General features: G+C 73.8%; 18 protein-coding genes. 7 read left to right on the top strand and 11 right to left on the bottom strand.

Annotation, left to right across the window (positions count from 1 at the left end; translation table 11 throughout):
- Window position 1 precedes the first annotated feature (1 nt).
- From BMZ30_RS01720 to BMZ30_RS01695, 6 genes are all read right to left on the bottom strand, one after another.
- Complete coding sequence (locus BMZ30_RS01720) at window positions 2-1,687, bottom strand: ABC-F family ATP-binding cassette domain-containing protein (protein WP_093374482.1); 1,686 nt, start codon at window positions 1,685-1,687, stop codon at window positions 2-4.
- Between the two features lie 89 nt (window positions 1,688-1,776).
- The gene (locus BMZ30_RS01715; protein ID WP_093374480.1) at window positions 1,777-2,442 is read right to left on the bottom strand and encodes an ANTAR domain-containing protein; all 666 of its coding nucleotides are present in this window, start codon (window positions 2,440-2,442) and stop codon (window positions 1,777-1,779) included.
- 104 nt (window positions 2,443-2,546) lie between these two features.
- Window positions 2,547-4,085, bottom strand: coding sequence for a gluconokinase (locus BMZ30_RS01710; protein WP_093375645.1), 1,539 nt, complete (start codon window positions 4,083-4,085; stop codon window positions 2,547-2,549).
- Window positions 4,082-4,684, bottom strand: a complete 603-nt coding sequence (locus tag BMZ30_RS01705) for a thymidine kinase (protein ID WP_093374478.1) — start codon at window positions 4,682-4,684, stop codon at window positions 4,082-4,084. Before BMZ30_RS01705 ends, BMZ30_RS01710 begins: the two co-directional genes overlap by 4 nt.
- A 42-nt stretch (window positions 4,685-4,726) precedes the next feature.
- Window positions 4,727-5,149, bottom strand: a complete 423-nt coding sequence (locus tag BMZ30_RS01700) for an organic hydroperoxide resistance protein (RefSeq protein ID WP_093374476.1) — start codon at window positions 5,147-5,149, stop codon at window positions 4,727-4,729.
- Window positions 5,146-5,622 carry a MarR family winged helix-turn-helix transcriptional regulator gene (locus BMZ30_RS01695; protein ID WP_219810168.1) on the bottom strand — a complete coding sequence of 159 codons (477 nt, stop codon included), beginning with the start codon at window positions 5,620-5,622 and terminating at the stop codon, window positions 5,146-5,148. The genes BMZ30_RS01700 and BMZ30_RS01695 overlap by 4 nt, the downstream gene beginning before the upstream one ends.
- 71 nt (window positions 5,623-5,693) lie before the next feature.
- On the opposite strand from BMZ30_RS01695, the gene BMZ30_RS01690 reads away from it, so the two are divergent.
- Complete coding sequence (locus BMZ30_RS01690; RefSeq protein WP_093374472.1) at window positions 5,694-7,352, top strand: FAD-binding dehydrogenase; 1,659 nt, start codon at window positions 5,694-5,696, stop codon at window positions 7,350-7,352.
- 10 nt (window positions 7,353-7,362) lie between these two features.
- Here the strand turns inward: BMZ30_RS01690 and BMZ30_RS01685 are convergent, their stop codons facing one another.
- Together BMZ30_RS01685 and recQ are read right to left on the bottom strand one after the other, a co-directional pair.
- Window positions 7,363-9,600, bottom strand: coding sequence for a SpoIIE family protein phosphatase (locus tag BMZ30_RS01685; protein WP_093374470.1), 2,238 nt, complete (start codon window positions 9,598-9,600; stop codon window positions 7,363-7,365).
- 51 nt (window positions 9,601-9,651) lie between these two features.
- Complete coding sequence (recQ, locus tag BMZ30_RS01680) at window positions 9,652-11,667, bottom strand: DNA helicase RecQ (protein ID WP_373296811.1); 2,016 nt, start codon at window positions 11,665-11,667, stop codon at window positions 9,652-9,654.
- 102 nt (window positions 11,668-11,769) lie between these two features.
- On the opposite strand from recQ, the gene BMZ30_RS01670 reads away from it, so the two are divergent.
- Entirely contained in the window at window positions 11,770-13,422 is a 1,653-nt protein-coding gene (locus BMZ30_RS01670) for an outer membrane protein assembly factor BamB family protein (RefSeq protein WP_143073101.1), read from the top strand.
- Window positions 13,423-13,428: 6 nt separating this feature from the next.
- Here the strand turns inward: BMZ30_RS01670 and BMZ30_RS01665 are convergent, their stop codons facing one another.
- Entirely contained in the window at window positions 13,429-14,148 is a 720-nt protein-coding gene (locus BMZ30_RS01665) for an SDR family oxidoreductase (RefSeq protein ID WP_093374464.1), read from the bottom strand.
- Between the two features lie 120 nt (window positions 14,149-14,268).
- Between BMZ30_RS01665 and BMZ30_RS01660 the strand changes: the two genes are divergently transcribed.
- Window positions 14,269-15,798, top strand: coding sequence for a SulP family inorganic anion transporter (locus tag BMZ30_RS01660; protein ID WP_373296833.1), 1,530 nt, complete (start codon window positions 14,269-14,271; stop codon window positions 15,796-15,798).
- Between the two features lie 150 nt (window positions 15,799-15,948).
- On the opposite strand, the gene BMZ30_RS01655 is transcribed toward BMZ30_RS01660, so the two are convergent.
- Complete coding sequence (locus BMZ30_RS01655) at window positions 15,949-17,169, bottom strand: cytochrome P450 (RefSeq protein WP_229828321.1); 1,221 nt, start codon at window positions 17,167-17,169, stop codon at window positions 15,949-15,951.
- A gap of 143 nt (window positions 17,170-17,312) precedes the next feature.
- On the opposite strand from BMZ30_RS01655, the gene BMZ30_RS01650 reads away from it, so the two are divergent.
- From BMZ30_RS01650 to BMZ30_RS01635, 4 genes are read left to right on the top strand one after another with little or no spacing between them, the layout of a single operon-like run.
- Window positions 17,313-17,834: a MogA/MoaB family molybdenum cofactor biosynthesis protein gene (locus tag BMZ30_RS01650; protein WP_229828323.1), complete on the top strand. Its 522-nt coding sequence runs from the start codon at window positions 17,313-17,315 to the stop codon at window positions 17,832-17,834.
- A gap of 24 nt (window positions 17,835-17,858) precedes the next feature.
- Complete coding sequence (locus BMZ30_RS13645) at window positions 17,859-18,158, top strand: DUF6457 domain-containing protein (protein WP_177191244.1); 300 nt, start codon at window positions 17,859-17,861, stop codon at window positions 18,156-18,158.
- Window positions 18,155-18,577, top strand: a complete 423-nt coding sequence (locus tag BMZ30_RS01640; protein WP_093375638.1) for a molybdenum cofactor biosynthesis protein MoaE — start codon at window positions 18,155-18,157, stop codon at window positions 18,575-18,577. The genes BMZ30_RS13645 and BMZ30_RS01640 overlap by 4 nt, the downstream gene beginning before the upstream one ends.
- Before the next feature lie 3 nt (window positions 18,578-18,580).
- Entirely contained in the window at window positions 18,581-19,747 is a 1,167-nt protein-coding gene (locus BMZ30_RS01635; RefSeq protein WP_093374458.1) for a putative sulfate/molybdate transporter, read from the top strand.
- Window positions 19,748-19,832: 85 nt separating this feature from the next.
- Here the strand turns inward: BMZ30_RS01635 and narI are convergent, their stop codons facing one another.
- Complete coding sequence (narI, locus tag BMZ30_RS01630; RefSeq protein WP_219810166.1) at window positions 19,833-20,579, bottom strand: respiratory nitrate reductase subunit gamma; 747 nt, start codon at window positions 20,577-20,579, stop codon at window positions 19,833-19,835.
- Window position 20,580: the final 1 nt, after the last annotated feature.

Raw genomic sequence — 20,580 nt, 5'->3', positions numbered from 1 at the left:
GTCAGCGGGGGCGGGCTACCCGGCCTTCCTCCCACACCGGGGTGTCGCTCTCGCGGACCTGGCCGTCCGAGCCGAACACCAGGAACCGGTCGAAGCCGCGCGCGAACCAGCGGTCGTGGGTCACGGCCACGACCGTGCCCTCGAAGCCCGCGAGCCCTTCCTCGAGCGCCTCCGCCGAGTGCAGGTCCAGGTTGTCGGTCGGCTCGTCGAGCAGCAGCAGCGTCGCCCCGGCCAGCTCGAGCAGCAGGATCTGGAACCGCGTCTGCTGCCCACCGGACAACGTCTCGAACCGCTGCTCGACCTCCCGGGCCAGCCCGTAGCGGTCGAGGACCTTGCTCGCGGGCTCTCGCCCCAGACCCTGCCGGGTGCCGTCCCCGCGGTGCAGGATCTCCAGAAGCGTGCGGCCGTCGAGCTCCGGGTGCGCGTGGTTCTGCGCGAACCACCCGGGGCGTACTCGCGAGCCCAGGCGGGCGACGCCGGTGTGCGCGACGGGCGCGATGACGACGTCGTCCCCCACGAGCGCGTGCTCCGCGCCGCCGTCGGACCCGCCCGCCGCGAGCAGCCGCATGAAGTGCGACTTGCCAGAGCCGTTCGACCCGAGCACCGCGACGCGGTCCCCGAACCACAGCTCGGTGCTGAACGGCCTCATGAGCCCGGTCAGCTCGAGGTCCTCCGCGACCACCGCACGCTTGGCGGTGCGCCCACCGGTCAGACGCACCCGCACGTTCTGGTCCGCCGCGACGACCTCGGGCGGGCCGACCTCCTCGAACTTGCGCAGTCGGGTCTGGGCCGCCTGGTACCGGCTGGCGAGGCCGTCGTTGAACGCCGACCTGTCCTTCATCGAGCGCACGAGCTCCTTCAGCTTGACGTGCTCCTCGTCCCAGCGCCGACGCCGCTCCTCGAGCCGGCCCACGCGGTCCGCCCGGGCCTCGGCGTACGTCCCGAAGCCGCCGCCGTGCACCCAGGCGGTCGCTCCGGCGGCGCCCGGCTCCAGGGTCGCGACGTGCGTCGCGGTCCGCGCGAGCAGCTCGCGGTCGTGGCTGATGAACAGGACCGTCTTGGGAGAGTCGACCAGCGCGCCCTCGAGCCACCGCTTGGTCGGCACGTCGAGGTAGTTGTCCGGCTCGTCGAGCAGGAGCACCTCCTCCGGACCGCGCAGCAGGGCCGCCAGGACCAGGCGCTTCTGCTCCCCGCCCGACAGGGTGCGCATCTCGCGCCACTGCGCCTGCTCGAACGGGATCGACAGGACCTCGTCGGTCACCCGGTCCCAGTCGTTCTCGGCCTCGTACCCGCGGGCGTCGGCCCAGTCCGCGAGCGCCTGCGCGTAGCGCATCTGCGTGGGCTCGTCGTCCGCGGTCATCATGGCGAGCTCGGCGGCCGCGACCTCGCGACCAGCGTCGCGCACCGCCTTCGGTGCGAGGTCCACGAGCACGTCGCGGAGCGTGCGGTCGTCATCGATCCGACCGATCATCTGCGGCATGACGCCGAGCCCCCCTGTCCGCGTGACGGCCCCGCCGTGCGCGTCCAGGTCGCCCGCGACGATGCGGAACAGCGTCGTCTTGCCCGCGCCGTTGGGTCCCACGAGCGCCACCCGCGCGCCCTCAGCCACGCGGAGGGTCACGCCGCCGAGCAGCGGGCGCCCGTCGGGGAGGGTGTAGCTGACGTCGTTGATCTCGATGTGTCCCACGCAGACGAGTGTGGGGCCACGCAGGCGTTCCAGGCGAACTGATTCACGCCCGGTGCCGACCGGGCCCGTCGGCCCGGTGCCGACCGCGATCAGACCGTCGTGCGGTCGCCCTCGCCCGGGACGAGCGCGCGCAGGATCGTCAGCGCGACGGCGCGCTGGCTCAGTTCCGCGTTCTGCGCCGACGTCGCGATCAGCTCCCGGGCCTCCTCGGCCCGGCAGCCGTTGGCGTGCATGATCGCGCCGACGGCTCGCTCCACGACGCCGGGGTCATCGGCACCGCTCGGTTCGCTCGCCAATTCGCTCTCCAGCTCTGCGGGCTCCCGCTCGAGGTGCAGCCGGACCGCTGCCGCAGCCAGCTCCGCATAGGCACCGATCACCTGCTGGACCTCCTCGGTCCAGTCGATGGGGCTTCGCGAGTAGACGTTGAGCGCGAGGCTCATCCCCTCGAGGATCTCCGCGGGGACGGCGGCTGCGGTGACGAACCCCTCCTTCGCCGCAGCCTCGCGCCAGTCCCGCCACCGCACCTCGGACGCGAGGTCACGCACGATCAGGAGGTCTCCGGAGTCCATCGCGTCGACGCACAGCCCTTCCCCGGAGCGCGCCTCCACCTGGTCGCACCGCGCCGCCGCCGCGTTGCTGCTCGCCGCGCGCATGCTGACCCCGCGGTAGCGCAGCAGGATGCTGGTCTCGACGTTCCCGCCCAACACGGCGACGGACCGGACCGCGAACTCGTGCAAGTATCCCGCGACCGACATGACCGACCTCCGTTCCGCTGCGCCGCCTCGACGCTGTTGCGCCAGGACAGAATCGCACTCTCGTGCGAACCTACGCCACCGCACCGCGAGCAGGGCGCTCCGCGTCAAGCGAACAGGCCCGCCACCACCTGGAGGGCCGCGATGCGCTCGGGCAGGAGCCGGCGACTCGCGGCGTAGGCGGCCACGAGCTCCGGGGTCACGGCGACCTCCTCCGCGTCGGGAGCGCCGGGTGCCCGCAGCAGGGCCGGCGCGTCGGCGAGCACCGGGGCCCGGCCGAGCGCGTGCAGCCCGAGGGCGGCCGCCCCGAGGGCCGACCCCTCCGCGGCACCGACGGCGTGGAACGGCCGGCCCGTGGTCGCCGCCATGATCTCCCGCCACAGCGGGGCCCGGAAGGCGCCGCCCGTCGCGCGGACGGACGTGACGGGCTGGATCTGGTCGATGTGCTCGACGATCGCGGTCAGCTGCAGCGCGACGCCCTCGACCGCGGCACGCACGAGGTGCCCGCGGGTGTGGCTGCGCCGCAGCCCGAGGAACGCGCCGGTGAGGTCCGGGTCCCACAGCGGCGCACGTTCGGACAGCAGGTAGGGCAGCATCACCAGGCCGTCGGCGCCCGGCGGCACGGTGGCGGCCAGCTCGAGGAGCCGCTCGTCCGCCGTCGGCCCGTCCGGGAGGGAGCGCAGGTCGGGCGCGAGCGCCTGGCCAGCCCAGCGCACGACGATCCCACCGTTGCTCACGGCACCGCCGACCGCCCACGCGGTGTCGGTGAGCGCGTAGCAGAACAGCGACGGGTCGAGCACGGCCGGGGGCGCGTCGACGATCATGCGCGCGGCCCCGGACGTGCCGAGCGACAGGCCGACGACGCCGGGGGCCATCGCGTCGGTGCCGAGGTTCCCGAGGGGGCCGTCCGCAGCGCCGACGACAACGGGGGTGTTCACCGGCAGCCCGACTCGCGACGCCGTGGCGCGGGACAGGCCGAGGGTCGCGGTCGTCGGCAGGATGTCCGGGAGCTGGTCCGGGCTGACGCCGGCGACGGCGAGCGACGGCTCGCTCCACTCGCGCCGGGGCATGTCGAGCAGTCCGGTGCCCGACGCCGAGGACAGCTCCGTGACGAGGGTCCCGGTGAGGCGGAGCAGCACGTAGTCCTTGAGCCCGACCCACCAGCGGGCGCGCGCCCAGACGTCGGGCTCGTGCTCGCGGAACCACACGAGCTTGGTCAACGGCGACATCGGGTGCACGGGAGTGCCGCTGCGCTGGTGCAGCTCGGGGCCGAGGCCGTCGGCCCGCAGCCGCCGCGAGACCTCCGTGGCGCGAGCGTCGGCCCAGGTCACCAGCGGCGTCACGGGGTGCATCGTCGCGTCGAGCCCGATCAGGCCGTGCATCGCGGTGCTCACCGACAGCGCGAGGACGTCGGCCCCCGAGGCTGCCGCGACGACGTCGGACAGCGCGCTCGCCGTCGCGGCCCAGACGGTCTCCGGGTCCTGGACGCGGTGGCCGGGCACGGGCTCGAGCAGCGGGTACTCGCGCACGGCCACGTGCCGCCACGGGGAGCCGACGCCGAAGCCGACCACCTTCGCGGCGGTTGTACCGACGTCGACCCCGACGATGACCTGGGCCGGGCGGGGCCAGGCGGTCTCTGCGCTCACGCGGCCGCCCCCGTCGCGCGCCACCACGGGGCTGTGAGGTGGTCGCGGCACACGGCGCGGTAGGCCTCGGCGCCGCCGACGTGCTCGCCCGTCGTGACACGCGGGTCCGCTGCGGGACGGGAGAGGCGCTCGTGGAAGGGGGCGTCGGCGCCGCACTGCGAGCACACTGCGGTCAGGCGGTCGGCGGAGTCCGCGAGCGCCGCGATCGACGCCATGGGCTCGAACGGACGGGCGTCGAACGTGACGTCGAGGCCGGCGACGACGACCAGGAGGCCGCGGTCCGCCACGCGCATGACGGTCCCGAGGAGGTCAGGGCCGTAGAAGTGGCCCTCGTCGACCGCGAGGAGGTCGAGGGTGGGGCGCGCGGCGACGACTCGCTCGATCTCCTCGGCGTCGGCGACGGTCCGCGACGGGATGCTGAGCCCGGAGTGGGTGCTGACGGTGCCGGTGCCCCGACGGGTGTCGAGGACGTGACTGAGCACCTCGACCTCGCGGCCCCCCACCTGGGCGCGGCGCACGCGGCGCAGCAGCTCTTCGGTCTTGCCCGCGAACATCGGCCCGCTGATCACCTCGACGCGCCCGACCCTGGTCCGTCCCATCCCCCCATCCAACCAGGAAGGGCGGGCGGAGGAGAGGGGCGGTCAGTCCTCGACGACGTTGACCTGGACCTCGATGTTGCCGCGGGTCGCGTTCGAGTAGGGGCAGATCTGGTGGGCGCGGTCCGCGAGGGTCCGTGCGGTGTCCTCGGGGACGTCCGGCAGGACGACCTCGAGCGTGACCGCGAGGCCGAACGCGCCGCCGTCGAGCGTGCCGATGTGGACCTGGGCGCCCACGCTCGAGCCTTCGATCGTCACCTTCTGCTCACGGGCCGCAGCCTGCAGCGCGCTGTGGAAGCAGGCCGCGTAGCCGGCGGCGAAGAGCTGCTCAGGGTTGGAGCCCTCACCGGACCCGCCCATGGGCTTGGGGATCGCCAGCTCGAGGTCGACGCGACCGTCGGTGGTCGTGACGTGGCCGTTGCGGCCGCCTCCGGTCGCGAGCGCCTCGGCGGTGTAGATCGGGTTCATGGCGTTTCTCCTTCGGGACGAGGCTGCCCGGACGGGCGGGCCGGGTTGGTCGAGCAGATCTTGGTGAGCAGGCGGTGCAGCGTCGCGCCCTCGTCGCGGTCGAGCCCCATGCGCGCATCGAGCGACGCGGGGATGCCGAGCGCGCCGGCGCGCAGCGCACGCCCCGCCTCGGTGAGGTGCACGTGGACGAGGCGCTCGTCGTCGGACGCCCGCCGGCGCTCCACGCGCCCGGCGGCCTCGAGGCGCTTGAGCAGCGGCGAGAGGGTGCCGCTGTCCAGCCCCAGACGCTCGCCCAGGCGGGAGACCGTGACGCCGTCGTGCTCCCACAGCGCGAGCATGACGAGGTACTGGGGGTAGGTCAGCCCGAGCGGGGCCAGCAGGTCGCGGTAGGCCGCGGTGAGGGTCTTCTGCGAGCTGTACAGGGCGAAGCAGAGCTGGGAGTCCAGCGCGAGGGGGTCGGTCGGGGCTTCCATCTCCATCACCGTAGCGTGCAACTTGATTGTGCACAATAGATGTTGAGCAGGAGCGCCGCTAGGGTCCGACCATGGCCGACACCGACGTCATCGTCATCGGCGCAGGCCTGTCCGGCCTCGCCACCGCGACCGAGCTCGCCCGCCGCGGGCGTCGCGTCACCCTGCTCGACACCGAGCCCGAGGCTTCGCTCGGCGGGCAGGCCTGGTGGTCGTTCGGCGGACTGTTCCTCGTCGGCTCGCCCGAGCAGCGCCGCCTCGGCGTGCACGACGACGCCAACCTCGCCCTCACCGACTGGCTCGGCTCCGCGCAGTTCGCGCCGGGCGCCGAGCGCGGCGAAGGACCCGACCGGCACGGCTACGCCTGGGCGGAGCGGTTCGTCGAGTTCGCCTCCGGGCCGCTGCGCGACTGGCTGCACGGCATGGGCGTGCGCTGGTTCCCGCTCGTCCAGTGGGCCGAGCGCGGCGGGCACCTCGCCGGCGGCCACGGGAACAGCGTGCCGCGATTCCACATCACCTGGGGCACCGGGCCCGCGATCCTCACGCCGTTCGTCGCCGCCGCGCACGAGGCGAACCGCGCCGGGACGCTCCGGGTGCTGTTCCGCCACCGCGTCGTCGGGCTCGTCACGACCGACGGCGCCGTCACGGGCGTGCGCGTCGAGGTGCTCACGCCCGACGACGCCCCGCGCGGGACGCCGTCGTCCCGCGCCGTCGTGCGCGAGGTCGAGCTGGCCGCCGACGCCGTCGTCATCGCCTCCGGGGGGATCGGCGCGAACCACGACCTGGTCCGCGCGTGCTGGCCCGCGACCGCCGGGCAGCTTCCGGACGCGATGCTGTCCGGCGTCCCCGACTCGACCGACGGCGAGCTGCTCGCCCGGGCCGTCGCGGCCGGCGCGGACCTCGTGCACAGCGACCGCATGTGGCACTACCCCGAGGGCATCGCGATGGCCGACCCGGTGTGGTCGCACCACGGGGTGCGCATCCTGCCGGGGCCGAGCTCCCTGTGGCTCGACGCCGACGGCGGCCGCCTCCCCGCGCCGCTGTTCCCCGGGTTCGACTCCCTCGGCGCGCTGCGGCACATCACCGGTCGCGGCGACTCCTACTCCTGGTTCGTGCTCAACCGCGCGATCATGGAGGCCGAGTTCGCCCTGTCCGGCTCCGACCAGAACCCCGACCTCACCGGCAAGGACGTCCGGCTCCTGCTGTCCCGGGTGCTGCCGCGGGCGGTCGGGCCCGTGGCCCGGTTCGCCGAGACGTCCCCGGACTTCGTGTGGGCCCCGACTCCACGCGCGCTCGCCGCCGGGATGAACGCGCTCACGGGCGAGGACCGGGTGGACGCCGACGCGCTGGAACGGCTCGTCGCGCTGCGCGACGCCCAGGTGAGCAGCGGTCTGGGCAAGGACCCTCAGGTCGTCGCGACCGCGCGAGCGCGGGAGTACCTCGTCGACCGGGCCATCCGGGTAAGCCCGCCCCGCCCGATGACGACGCCCGACGACGGACCTCTGCTCGCCGTGCGGCTGCGGGTGCTGACCCGCAAGACCCTCGGCGGGCTCCACACGGACACCGACGCCCGCGTGCTGAGGCCCGACGGCTCGGTGCTCCCCGGCCTCTACGCGGTCGGTGAGGCGGCGGGCTTCGGGGGCGGCGGGATCCACGGCGAGCGGGCCCTCGAGGGCACGTTCCTCGCGGGCTGCCTCTTCACCGCGCGCGCCGCCGCGGCCGCGCTCGCCTGACCCGGCGCCGCTAGTCGCGCCGGAAGGCCAGGACCGTGACGTCGTCGGGGGTCACCGGACCGGCGGCGATCAGGCCCTCGCACAGGGCCTCCGGGTCCGGGCCGATCTCTGCGGCGCGTGCGCACAGCTGCGCGAGGGAGTCCATGATCGCGGTGCCGCGCTCCTCCACGAGCCCGTCGCTGAACAGCACGACAGCGTCACCCGGCTCGAGCTCGAGCGCCACCTCGCCGTACTCGGCCGTCATCCCGAGGCCCAGCGCCGGCCCCTGGTCGCGGTCCAGGTACGCCGCCGTGCCGTCGGCGCGCACCCGCAGGGCCGGCAGGTGGCCCGCGCTGCTGACCCGGACGTGGCCGGTCGCGGGATCGAGCTCGGCGGCGCTCACGGTCGCGAACTCACCCGGCATCAGCGTCGCGCTCAGCGCACCGAGCTGCCGCAGGGCCGCCGCGGCGCTGTCCTCCCGCACGAGCAGCGCCCGCAGGGCGTGGCGCAGCTGCGCCGTGATGGCCGCGACGCTCATGCCGTGCCCCGCGACGTCGCCGACCATGAAGACCACGCGACCGTCCTCGAGGACGGTGACGTCGTACCAGTCGCCGCCCACGTAGTCCCGCCCGCTCGGCAGGTACCGGCTGGCCAGGGTGTAGCCCGCCGGGATCTGCGGGTGCTCCGTGAGCACGATGCGCTGGAGGGCCGCGGCGATGCGGCTGCCCTCCGCCGCACGACGGGAGATCACGCCCGCGAGGTCCTGCGCGAGCCGCTGTCCCGCGGCGACCTCCGCCGGCTGCCAGGCCTGCGCGGTTCCGCGCACCCGCTCCACCCAGTCGCTGAACGACGCGCGCGGCGTCAGCCGCAGGCCGGCGTCGGTCTCCTCGAGGCCCTTGGCCTCCGGGTCTCCGGCCCAGTGCACCTCGCGCAGGACCTCGGGGCGGAACCACGCGAGGAAGTCCTCGCCCCGACCGAGCGGCACCAGCAGCACGCCGCTCGCGGTGGGCGTGATCCGCTTGGCGAGCGCGATCACGTCGTCGCCTGCGCCCGCGAGATCCCGGACGAGGGACGACGACGAGAACGGTCCGAGCCCCGGTTCGCTGACCACGCGGTAGAGCTCGGTGACGTCCGCCATGGTCGGCGTCGCGCCCAGCAGCCGCAGCTCGCCGTGGATGCGCACGGCTCCACCGGTCACGCCCCCGAAGAGCTCGAGCATCGCGTCGTCGTGCGTGAGGGTCTCGAGGGGCTGACGGGTCTGGGCCGCGAGCGCGCGGGTGATCTGCGCGGACGCGGCGGTGATCGCGAGCGTCTCCAGGTGCCGGGCCTCCTCGAGCTTGCCCTGGACCAGGACGGACGCGGTGCGACCGAGGAACTCGGCCACGCCACGCGCCGTGGCGCTCGGGAAGTGCGGACCGGCGTAGTGGTGGCAGGCGATGAGGCCCCAGAGCTGGCCGTTGACCACGATCGACACCGACATCGAGGCGCGGACGCCCATGTTGTCCAGGTACTGCAGGTGCACCGGCGAGACGCTGCGCAGCGCGGAGCCCGACAGGTCCAGCGGCTGGCCGTCGAGCACCGGCGGGACGAGCGGGCTCGGCGTGTACCGGGCGTCGGGGATCGACCGCATCCACTGGCTCATGTACAGCGCCCGCGCCTGCGCGGGGATGTCGGACGCCGGGTAGTGCAGGCCGAGGAACGGGTCCAGGTCGGCGCGCGCGTCCTCCGCGACGACCTCGCCGTTCCAGTCCGCGTCGAAGCGGTAGACCATGACGCGGTCGAACCCGGTGACCCGGCGCACCTCGGTGGCGAGCACCGCCGTGAGGGTCTCGATGGTGCCGGCGGCCTGGAGCGCGCGCAGGGAGGTTCGCATGCGGGACGGCGCCTCCCCCGGCGCTGGCAGCGCGGCCTCGAGCTCGACGATCGTCACGTCGCCGACGCGGTGGCTGAGGAGGTCGAACGCCCCGGCCGTGCTGTCCGCGAGCGTCGGCTCGATGCGCCGCGGGTCCGTGGCCTCGTCGCTGCAGCGCAGGTCACCGACGGCCGCCGCGCCGAGGACGTCACCGAGACGTCGCCCGAGGAGCTCCTCCGGGGTCCAGCCCAGGTGCGGCGCCGCGCTCGCCGACGCGGCCTGGATCGTGAGGTCGTGGCCGCGGACGGCCAGCAGGACGCCGTGGGGCTGCACCGAGCCCGGGATGCGGATGGGCTCGTCCTCGCAGGGGATCACGTCCGCGACGGCGGCGTCCGGCTGGTCGTTCAGCATGCTCATGTCTCAGGGGTGCCCTTCCGGCAGAGTTGTCGCGACTCTACCCGGCGCCCCTCAGCCTGCGTCCGCGAGCGCCTCGAGCACGCCCGCGCCGAACCTCTCCAGCTTGGTGGCGCCCACGCCGCCGACCGTGCCGAGCTCGGCGAGCGAGGAGGGCACGCGCTCGGCGATCTCCCGGAGCGTCGCGTCGTGGAAGACGACGTACGCGGGCACGCCGGCCTCCTTGGCCGTAGCTGCGCGCCAGGCGCGGAGCGCCTCGAACCGCCGCGTGGCGTCCGGCCCGAGCGTCGCCTCCGGGGCCGCGGCCCGCGAGCGGCTCCCGCGGGCGCTCGTGCGGACGGGCCGCTCGCGCTCGCGCCGCAGCGGCACCTTCCGCCCACCCGTGAGGACCTCGGCGCTCGCCGGAGTGAGCACGAGCGTTCCGTAGCCGTCACCGTCGACGCCGAGGAGGCCCTGGGCGAGCAGCTGGCGCACGACCCCGCGCCACTGCGCCTCGCTGAGGTCCTCCCCGACGCCGAAGGTCGTCAGCGCGTCGTGGCCGAGGTCGGACACCCGCGGGGTCGCCTTGCCCCGGAGGATGTCGACCAGGTGCCCGGCGCCGAACCGGCGCGGGCCGCGTCCGGCGTCCTGGCCGTGCCGCTCGACCCGCACGATGGTCGACAGGAGCTTCTGCGCCGCGACGGTCCCGTCCCAGGTCTCGGGCGGCGCCAGGCAGGTGTCGCAGTTGCCGCACGGCTGGCTGGCCTGGCCGAAGTACGCGAGCAGCTGCACGCGGCGGCACGACGCCGTCTCGCACAGGGCGAGCATCGCGTCGAGGTGCGTGCCGAGCCGGCGCCGGTGCGCGGCGTCGCCCTCCGAGCTCTCGATCATGCGGCGCTGCTGCACGACGTCCTGGAGCCCGTACGTGAGCCACGCCGTCGCGGGCAGTCCGTCGCGGCCGGCGCGGCCGGTCTCCTGGTAGTAGCCCTCGACGGACTTCGGCAGGTCGAGGTGGGCGACGAACCGCACGTCGGGCTTGTCGATGCCCATGCCGAACGCGATGGTCGCGACCATCACGAGGCCCTCCTCGCGCAGGAACCGCGCCTGGTTCCGCGCCCGCACCTGGGCGTCGAGACCCGCGTGGTACGGCAGCGCGGGGATCCCGTGGGCGCTCAGGTGCTCGGCGGTCTGCTCGACCGACGCGCGCGAGAGGCAGTAGACGATCCCGGCGTCGCCGTCGTGCTCGGCCCGAAGGAAGTCGACGAGCTGCTGGCGCGGGCTCGCCTTGTCCGTGATGCGGTACTGGATGTTGGGCCGGTCGAAGCTCGCGACGAAGTGCCGCGCGTCGGTCAGCTCGAGGCGTTCGGCGATCTCCTCGCGCGTCGCGGCGGTCGCCGTCGCGGTCAGCGCGATGCGCGGGACGTCCGGCCAGCGCTCGTGCAGCACCGTGAGCTGGAGGTAGTCGGGCCTGAAGTCGTGCCCCCACTGGGACACGCAGTGGGCCTCGTCGATCGCGAACAGCGCGAGGCGCGCGCGGCCCAGCAGGGCGAGGGTGTCGGGGACGCGCAGCCGCTCGGGCGCGAGGTAGAGCAGGTCCAGCTCGCCGGCGAGCAGCGCGCGCTCGACCTCGCGACGCTCGTGCGGCGCCTGGGTGGAGTTGAGGAAGCCGGCGCGCACCCCGGCGGCGGACAGCGCGTCGACCTGGTCCTGCATCAGGGCGATCAACGGGGACACGACGACGCCGGTCCCGGGCCGCACGAGGGCAGGCACCTGGTAGCACAGGGACTTTCCCGCGCCGGTGGGCATCAGGACGAGGGCGTCGTCGCCGTCGACGAGGGTCTGGATGACCTCGGCCTGCTCGCCGCGGAACGACTCGTACCCGAACACCGTGCGCAGCACGTCGAGCGGCTCAGGCCGCGGGGCGTCGTCGGGCAGCGCACGGGTGGTCGGCGCCGGTGCGGCCGCGGGTCCTGGGGCGGGTGCCCACGCGTCATCGCCCGGCGGCGGCTCGTCGTACGGGTCGTACGGGGGCTCGTCGTCGGCGGCGAGCGGGAGCAGCCCGGCGTACGGGTCGGCGGGGTCGGTCGGCACGCGTCCACTGTAGGCGGCGCTCCCGAGAGGCGGCGTGCAGCGCGGAGCTGTCCACAGGCGGGACCTGGGCAGTGTCGGCTGGCCGTGGCAGGATGCCTGAGCATGACGGGACACGGGGGAACCGCCGACGACGACGCACAGACCTACGAGATCGACCTGGGCGCTGGCCAGGGACCGCCCCGGGCTGACGGGGGCGAGGATCGCGCCGCCGGGAGGCACCCGTCGCGCCGCTGGTGGTTCGCCGGCGGAGCGGTCGGGCTGCTCCTCGTGGGTGGCATCGTCGCCAACGCGCTCGGGGACGACGACGACGCGCCGGCACCACCGACCGCCCTTGCCACGCCCACCGCGTCTCCCGCAGCACCGAGCGCTCCGGCCGCGCCGACGACACCCGCCGAGGACCCACCCGACGACGATGCACCCGGCGAGACCGAGCAGCCGCCCGCAGAGCTCGACGTCGACGAGGTGGTTCTGCCGCCGGACGCACTCCGCACCGAACCGAGCCCGGGATGGAGCCTCGACGCGGCCGACCTCACCGACCAGGTGGGCCGGGCGCCCAGCGCGGCGCAGGGCCAGCCGTACGCCGGCAGCGTCGACCTCGCCCTCCAGCCCGCCGACGGCACGTCCAGCGCGGGGGCGACCGTCGTCGCACTCGTCGGCGCCGCGACCGACCGCGCCATGGTCGTCGGCGTCGACGCCCGCACGGGTGACGTCCGGTGGCGGCTGCCCGAGCCCGGTGCCCGCGCGTGCCAGTACATCTCCGGTGGCCATGCCGTGTTCTGCGGCCTGGGGACGCCGGCTCCCGACACCGCCGTGGTGCTCACGGTCACCGCAGGCGAGGAGCTCGGCCGCTGGGCCGGGCTGGACTGCCTCCCGCTACGAGCGTCGGGGACCCCGGCGGAGCTGGTCGTCGCCGGACGGACCGCGGACGACAGCCCGTGCTTGGCGCGCGGCGGCATCGGGGCTGCCGGCCCCGAGGTGGGCCTCACCTACTCCCCCGAGGACGGCAAGGACCCGCTCGACAGCTACCGCGTCTACGAGCACGAGCTCACGGTGCGCGAGGACACGGTCCTCTTCTGGGCCCCACCGGTCGTGCTGTCGACCACCACGGCGCTCACCGGCTTCAGCGGCGTCGCACCGAACGCGAGCGGCTATCTCCACCCGTCGGACGGCCCGGTCACGACCTCGCCGCTGGCGCCGCACGCCACCCGCGTGGGGTTCAACAACACCGTCACGACCCTGCCGGGCGGCACCGAGCTGGAGGGAAGCCCGTGGACCCAGCTGGACGGCACGGAACGCTCACCGGTGGTCGGGGTAGGCGACACGGCCTTCGACGCCACCGGGCGTGAGCTCTGGACCTGGGACCCGACAGCCGGAGCAGACGCTCTCGTCGAGACCTACCTGAGCCCGGAGGTCGCCGTCCGCCTGACCTTCACCACCAGTCTGGACACGTGGCTGTACGACATCTCGGCCGTGGGCGTCGGCCCGGAGTCCGGTGACGAGCTGTGGCGGGTCGACCTGGCGAGCTCCGCCCTCGCGCCCACGCTGGCCGTGGACGGAGTGCTCCTGTGGGTCGACCAGATGAACATCGGCACCGGCAACGTCGCGGCCCAGGACGCCGTCACCGGGGAGTGGCTGTGGAACGACGAGCTCGAGGCGACAGCCCAGTCGGCCAACTTCACGGCCGCCGAGGTGCAGGTGGTCGGCGACGTCGTCGTGCGCTCGTTCGCCGACCACCTCACCTCGATGGCGTTCTAGGGCGGCTCAGCCCCAGGAGGCCTCGGACATCGGGCGCAGCGCGACCTCGAGCAGGCGCATGTTCCGCGGGCGCGTGAGCGTGTAGACAATCAGGTCCGCGACGTCCTCGGGGTCCATCATGGCCTGCACGTTCGGGTCCTCGTGGGTGCGGCCGCGGTCGCCGTCGATCGCGAACTCCGTGTGCACGCCGCCGGGGCAGATGTTCGTCGCGCGGATCCCGTGCTCACGCAGCTCGCCGTCGAGCGCGCGCGTCAGGCCCACCTGGGCGAACTTGGTCGCGCAGTACACGGCCTCGCCGGGGAAGCCGCGGCGGCCCGCCTCGCTCGCGACCGTGATGAGGTCGCCGCCCTGGCCCGCCTCGATCATCGGGCCGAGCACCGCGCGGTAGAGGTTGATGGTGCCGGTGACGTTCGTGGAGAGCATCTCCTCGATGCGGTCCACGGGGGTGTCGAGGAAGTCCGCATAGTGGCCCACGCCCGCGTTGGCGACCGCGATGTCGATCGGGCCGAGCTCCGCGCGGGCCTCGTCCGCGAGCGCGGCGACGGCCGCGGCGTCCTGCACGTCCACGGCCCGGGCGACGACGCCGTCGAGCCCGAGGTCGTCCCCGCTGCGGGACGCGAGCGCGAGCTTGACGCCCTGCGCGTGGAGCTGGCGAGCGAGGCTGGCACCGATGCCCTTGCTCGCTCCGGTGATGATGGCGACCTTGCCGGTCAGAGATTCAGTCATGGCGCCACACTATGCCCGCGCCTCGGCCCCGCCCGGCTCCGGGAGAGCCGGCACGTAGCATCGTGGCACCCCCCACCTTTCTCGGAGACACCTATGCCTGCGCACGACGACGCCCTCGCGATGACCGACCCCGCGCCCGCCCCGGTCCCGGTCGTCGCCGCGCCCGAGGCGGACGAGGCGCACTCGGTGCGTGCCGCGCTGCGCTCCCCGCGGCGCCTACGCACCGAGGTCCTCGCGGGCCTGGTCGTCGCGCTCGCACTGATCCCCGAGGCGATCAGCTTCTCGATCATCGCGGGCGTCGACCCGCGCGTCGGGCTCTTCGCGTCGTTCACCATGGCCGTGACCATCGCGTTCGTGGGCGGCCGCCCGGCCATGATCTCCGCCGCGACGGGCGCGATCGCGCTCGTGATCGCGCCGCTCGTGCGCGACCACGGCCTCGACTACCTCATCGCCGCCGTGATCCTCGGGGGGCTCGTGCAGATCGCGTTCGGCCTCCTCGGCGTCGCGAAGATGATGCGGTTCATCCCCCGGTCGGTGATGGTCGGGTTCGTCAACGCCCTCGCGATCCTCATCTTCATGGCCCAGCTGCCCCACCTGCAGGACGTGCCGTGGCTCGTCTACCCGATGGTCGCCGTCGGCATCGCGATCATGGTGTTCCTGCCGCGCGTCATGACGGTGGTGCCCGCGCCGCTGGTCGCGATCGTGCTGCTGACCCTCGTGACCGTCACCGCCTCGCTGACCCTGCCGACCGTCAAGGACGAGGGCCAGCTGCCCGAGTCGCTCCCGGAGCTGCTGATCCCGAGCGTGCCGCTCAGCCTCGAGACGCTGCAGATCGTCGCGCCGTACGCGATCACCATGGCGCTCGTCGGCCTGCTCGAGTCGCTGCTCACCGCCAAGCTCGTCGACGACGTCACCAACACGCACTCGAACAAGACCCGCGAGGCCTGGGGGCAGGGCGTCGCGAACATCGTCACCGGGTTCTTCGGTGGCATGGGCGGGTGCGCCATGATCGGCCAGACGATGATCAACGTGAAGGCGTCCGGCGCCCGCACCCGCATCTCGACGTTCCTCGCCGGAGTGTTCCTGCTGATCCTCGTCGTCGGGCTGGGAGACGTCGTCGGCGCCATCCCGATGGCCGCGCTGGTGGCCGTGATGATCATGGTGTCCGTCGGCACGTTCGACTGGCACTCGATCCACCCGGCGACGCTGCGTCGGATGCCGTGGTCGGAGACCACCGTCATGCTCGCGACCGTGCTCGTCACCGTGTTCACGCACAACCTGGCGTACGGGGTGCTCACCGGCGTGGTGGTCGCGGCCCTGATGTTCGTCCGCCGCGTCGCGCACCTGACCACGGTCACCCGGCTCGATGCCTCGGACGACGACGACGAGCGCGTGTACGCGGTCGAGGGCGAGCTGTTCTTCGCGTCCTCGAACGACCTCGTGTACCAGTTCGACTACTCCGGCGACCCGCGCAGCATCGTCATCGACATGTCTCGGGCGCACATCTGGGACGCGTCCACCGTGGCGACGCTCGACGCCATCGAGACCAAGTACCGCGCGCGCGGCAAGACCGTGCGGATCGTCGGCATGAACCCCGACAGCGCCGCCCGCCACGAGCGTCTGGCCGGCAACCTAGGCGCAACCCCCTAGCCCCCCCGCCCCCTCAAACGGCTCAGACCGCTCAACTCCGCCGAGTCCGATAGTTCGGTCCCGAGACCGATAGCACCTCCTATCGGAGCGGGGGCCGAACTATCGGGTTCGCGGAGGGCTGGGGCCCGCCCGTGCGTTCGCCGGGGCCAGCTACCGGAGGATTACCGGTGCCTCGGCGTAGCCGCCGAGCGGGGGGAGGCTCCGACGTCGGGCACCGTCTGGATCCGGGTCGATCGCTTCCGTCGCCGCGACGACCGCCCGGACCAGGACACGTAGCTCGAGCGTCGCGAGCGGGCGCCCCGGGCACACGTGCTTCCCGATTCCCCACACCAGGTTGTACGGGGCGTTGCCGGCGGGGTCGAAAGCCTCGGGGTCGTCCCCGAACATCCGCGGGTCGCGGTTCGCCGCGGTCCAGCTCAGCACCACGCGGTCCCCCGCGGCGATCTCCCGGCCGCCCAGCGTCACCGGCTCGGTGGCCACGCGCCGGTTGCTGACGAACGGGTCGTCGATCCGCAGGATCTCGTCGCAGATGGCGTCGAGCTCGCGGTCGCTGACGCCCGCGCGGAGCCGGGCCTGCAAGTCAGGGTGGTCGGCCAGGTACGTCAGCACGACGCCGGCGCACAAGGCCATCGAGCCCAGGTCCCCGCCCGTCCAGTTGCGCAGGATCGAGACGATCTCGTCGTCCGTGAGCGGACGCCCGTCCACCTGGTCGCGCACGAGCGCGGTGGTGACGTCGTCGGGCGCGTCCGGCTCGCGCCGCACCGCGGTGAGCGCGCGGATGATCGCGTCGAACCGCTCGGCCACCTCGGCCGTCCGCGCGCGGTCACCCGAGCGCGTGGCGTCGTGGTTGTCCCGGACCCACTGCAGCAGCTCGTCCTCGATCTCAGCCGGCCAGCCGAGCCAGGCACTCTGCGCGCGGACGGCGAACCGGGAGCCGAGCGCCACGGCGTCCACCGCACCGGGCACGTCGAGGCTCGCGACGAGGTCCTCCGCCACCTGGCGGACCTGCGGCTCGAGCGCCCGCACGCGCTCGCGCGTGAAGTAGCGGTCGATCACGGCCCGGAAGGCGGAGTGCTCGGCGCCGTCCAGCCCGTTGGGCACCTGGAGGTGCGCGGAGACGCCGTTCGCGAACGTGTGGTGGTCGAGCGCGACGGCCATGACGTCGGCGTGGGTGAACACGGTCCAGGAACCGTCCGTGCCGCGCGCGACCGGGCAGCGCCCACGCATCTCGTCATACGCGGCCAACGGGTCGCGGCGCACGGTGCGGCCGCGCGCGTTCCAGTCCGCTGCGCCAGCGTCGACGGACGTCGCTGCGCCGTGACGCGCGGCGGGGGCGTCGGTCTGCACGTCGGTCGGGATGTGGTCGGTCACGCAATCCTCCGGCTCGTGGCGCACACGAGAGCGCGCGTCTCAGACCACCAACGTAACCCGCGTCCTCGCGCACCCGGCGCACCGTCGCGCATGATGGGCGCAGCCCTTCGGCACGGAGGGCTCGACGACGACGGGAGCACGCCGTGAACCTAGCCCCACCACCGGCAGCCGACGACGAGGCTGTGCTCGCCGTCGTCGTCACCGTGTCCGACCGCAGCGCCGCCGGCACGCGCGCGGACGCGTCGGGGCCGCGCGCGGTCGAACGCCTGCGCGCGGCCGGCTACCGCGTCGGCGCCCCCGTCGTCGTGCCCGACGGCGCGGAGCACGTCCGCAGTGCCCTCACTGAGGCGATCGACGCGCGGGCCAGACTGGTGGTCACGACGGGCGGGACCGGCGTCGGACCGCGCGACGTGACCCCCGAGGGCACCCGCCCGCTGCTGGCCAAGGAGCTGCCGGGCATCGCCGAGGCGCTGCGCGCCCACGGCGCCCGGAATCTTCCGACGGCGGTGCTCAGCCGGGGCGTCTGCGGCATCGCGGGCGCGTCCACGCTCGTCGTCAACCTGCCCGGGTCGGTGCGGGCGGTCGACGAAGGCCTCGACGTCCTGCTCCCGCTCGCCGGGCACGTCCTCGACCAGCTCGACGGTGGCGACCATCGGCACGCATGAGTGTCGGCGGCTAGGGTCGGTCGCATGACTGGCGAGCGCGAGAAGATGGCCGCGATGAACGCGTGGCTCGACGAGGTCTGCGCCGAGCTGGGCGTCGACCGCGAGCTCATGACGCAGACCACCGGGCCGCTGCTCGCCCTCATCCGCGACGTCGCACACGGTCCGAGCCGCCCCGCCGCGCCGCTCACCGCGTTCCTGCTCGGGCTCGCCAGCGCGCGCGACGGAGCCCGATCCGTCGAGGACCAGGCCGCCGCCGTCGGCGCCCGCATCGAGACGCTCTCCCGCCTCGCGCGCGAGTGGCCGGCGTCGAGCGCCCCGGCATGACGCGGGTCCCGCTCGCGGGCGTGAGCAATGCTCCGCTCGACGTCGCGCTCGTGCAGGACGCTGTCGACGACGCGGCCGCTGGCGCGGTCGTGACGTTCGCGGGCGTCGTGCGCAACCACGACGGTGGCCGCGCGGTGACCGGTATCGAGTACGTCGCTCACCCCAGCGCGTCCGACGTCGTCGCCGAGGTGGCCGCCGACGTCGCGGCCCGGCACGCCGTCCATGCGGTGGCGGTGGTGCACCGGGTCGGGGACCTCGTCGTCGGCGACGCGGCGCTCGTCGCCGCAGTCTCCGCGTCCCACCGCGCGGAAGCGTTCGCGGCGCTGAGCGAGCTCGTCGAGGAGGTCAAGCGGCGGCTGCCCGTGTGGAAGCGGCAGGTCTTCCCCGACGGCACCCACGAGTGGACGGGCTCGGCGTAGCCCATGACCTCCGGGCAGAGCGTTCTCGCTCCCGGGCGACTGTGGTGGCGCGAGGCGTCCGGCGCTGTCGCTGACCTGGGCGTCCTCGTCCCCATCGCGGTGGCGCTGATCGTGGCCAACGGCCTCAGCCCGACGGCCGTCCTCCTGCCCGCCGCGCTGCTGTACCTGGCGGTGGCGCCGCTCTACCGGCTCCCGGTCGCCGTGCAGCCGCTCAAGGCGTTCGGGGCCATCGCGATCGCCGCCGGCCTCGGCCCCGACGTGATCGCCGCCGGCGCCCTGCTCATGGGCGCGACGTTCCTGGTGCTCGGGCGCGGCGACCTGCTGAACCGCGTCGCACGCGTGTTCCCCGTCCCGGTGATCCGCGGGATCCAGCTCTCGGTCGGTCTCCTGTTCGCCAAGATCGCCTGGGGCCTGGTCACCGCTCCACCGCCCACCTTCACGCACCAGGCGGACCGGGGCGCGACCCAGGTCGCGGCGGCTGTCCTGCTCCTGGTGCTGCTGGTCTTGCGCGGGCGCGCCATCCTCCTCGTCGTCGTCGGCGCGATCGCGACGGCCGTCGTGCTGGGCGGGGACGCGCTGACGCTCGGCCCGTCACCAATGACGTTCCCTGCGCTGACGTGGAGCTCGTTCACCACCGCCGCCGTCGCCCTCGTCCTGCCGCAACTGCCGCTGACCTTCGCGAACTCCTGCCTGGCTCCGGCCGACGCCGCGCGGACCTACTTCGGCGACGCTGGGCGTCGGGTGACGCCAGCGCGGCTGGCACGGTCCCTGGGCGCGGCCAACCTCGTGGCGGGCGCCGTCTCCGGGATGCCGGTGTGCCACGGCGCAGGGGGCATGAGCGCCCACCACGCGTTCGGCGCGCGGACGTGGCGGGCGCCGTTCCTCATGGGACTGACGCTGCTGGTGCTGGCCGTCGGCGCCGGGGCTGGGCTCGCCGGCGTCCTGCCCGCGTTCCCGGTGGCCGTCGCCGCCGCGCTGCTGGCGGTCGCCGGGGTGATGCACGTGCTGCTGCTGCGCGACCTGCGCGGGTGGCGCGCGTGGGCGGTCGCACTCGGGGTCGGGGTGGTGGGAGCGGTGTGGAACCTCGCCGCCGCCGTCGTCCTCGGCCTGCTGCTCGCCCGCCTCCTGCGTCCGACGCGGCCCGCGCCGCCAACCCTCGCGACTTCGTGACTTCGACCGCCACTTCGCGACCTAGAACTCACGAAGTCGCGCCAGAGTCACGAAGTCACGGTCCCGCGGTCGCGCGGTCCAGCGGCTAGCGGCGGCCCGCTCCGCTGCGCTCCCAGCCAGGGCGGGTGGCGCGCGCACCGAGCCGATCCGTACGGCGCCGGTAGACGACGTACGGGCGCCACAGGTACCACAGCGGCGCGCTGAAGACGTGCACGAGTCGGGTGAACGGCCACATAGCGAACAGGGCCATGGCCGCGAGCGCGTGCAGCTGGAAGCCCAGCGGCGCCTCGGCCATGAGCTCGGGCTTCGGGTTGAAGTAGAAGACGCTGCGCCACCACTCGGACACGCCGGTCCGGTAGTTGTAGTGCCCACCGAGGTTCAGCACGGAGCCGGCCACGGTGTTCCACAGGCCCAGCAGGATCACGAGGCCGAGCATGAACCACATGGCCTTGTCCATCTTGGTGGTCGCTCGGAACACCGGACCCACGGTCCGCCGGCGGTAGATCAGCAGCGCCGCCCCCACGAGCGTGCCAAAGCCGGCGATCCCGCCGATGCCGACGGCCAGCACGTGGTAGGCCTCCTCCGAGAGCCCGACGGCGTCGGTCCAGCTCTTGGGGATCACGAGACCCATGACGTGCCCGAGGAAGACGGCGAGGATCCCGAAGTGGAACAGCGGGCTCGCCCAGCGCAGCAGCCGGCTCTCGTACAGCTGGGACGACCGCGTGGTCCAGCCGAACTTGTCGTACCGGTACCGCCAGATGTGCCCCAGGATGAAGAAGGCGAGCGTCACGTACGGGATGACCAGCCAGAGGATGTAGTCGGACGTCGTCACG

Source organism: Flavimobilis marinus (assembly GCF_900113055.1).
Classification (GTDB): Bacteria; Actinomycetota; Actinomycetes; order Actinomycetales; family Cellulomonadaceae; genus Flavimobilis; species Flavimobilis marinus.
This window is presented reverse-complemented; position numbering and strand designations above follow the sequence as displayed.